This is a genomic window from Bowmanella yangjiangensis (assembly GCF_017255015.1).
GTDB lineage: Bacteria > Pseudomonadota > Gammaproteobacteria > Enterobacterales > Alteromonadaceae > Bowmanella > Bowmanella yangjiangensis.
In genome coordinates this window covers 1-707 of the sequence record NZ_JAFKCS010000403.1, presented here as the reverse complement: position 1 = coordinate 707, position 707 = coordinate 1, and the positions used below count along the sequence as shown (strand labels likewise).

At 67.3% G+C, this 707-nt stretch carries 1 protein-coding gene; it reads right to left on the bottom strand.

The window, feature by feature from the left end; translation table 11 throughout:
• Positions 1-460 (bottom strand): TonB-dependent receptor plug domain-containing protein (locus J0A65_RS24825; RefSeq protein ID WP_206596902.1); only part of this gene is annotated, 460 nt, incomplete at its 3' end.
• Between the last annotated feature and the right edge of the window lie 247 nt (positions 461-707).

Below are 707 nucleotides of genomic sequence, written 5' to 3'. Positions count from 1 at the left end.
CATTGAGAAAGCCGGACGCACCACCCACGGCCTCGACACGCTCATAGATCCAGCCATCCACGGGACGCGCGGCAATCGCGTCGTACTGCACGGTGATGCCATTGAACATCTGCGTCACCTGGCTTCCGGTGAAGCCACGCCAGGAAACCGCCCCCGCGAAGCCAGGTGGAGCCGCGGCAACCACACCCGGCACGCCCATGAGCATCTGCTGCGTGTTCTCGGCGCCGCGCCGCTCGATCTGCTCGCGGGTCACCACGCTGACCGAAGCCGGCGTCTCCCGCGGTGTGAGGCCGAGACGCGAGGCACTCTCGGCCGTTACGTCGAGGGAAAGCGCCGAGGCGGGCGCGGCGGCGGCACGGACCTCGGTGTCGGGGAGCGTGACGGCCTGCTCGGCCCACAGCATGGGGGAACACGTGCACAACAATACCGCGCTCGATGCGCGGGAGAACGACTTGGACATAGCCTGTTGTTTTCCTGAAAACCAGAACGACAGCGCCGGCCAGACAAGGCCGCAGCGCATGCAACGCAGGAGTGGCGCGGATCAGGAAAGGGGTGAGGCGCGGGGGTTGGCCGATGGCCAGAGGTAGCGGATGGTGCGGGGGATGTGCAGTGTCAGCAGCGGCCTTGCGCGGTCGCTGGCGAGCAGCCCCAGCAAGCCGAAGAAGGCGGCGAGAATGATCGCCGTGAACAGGCTGCCCAGCGCACAG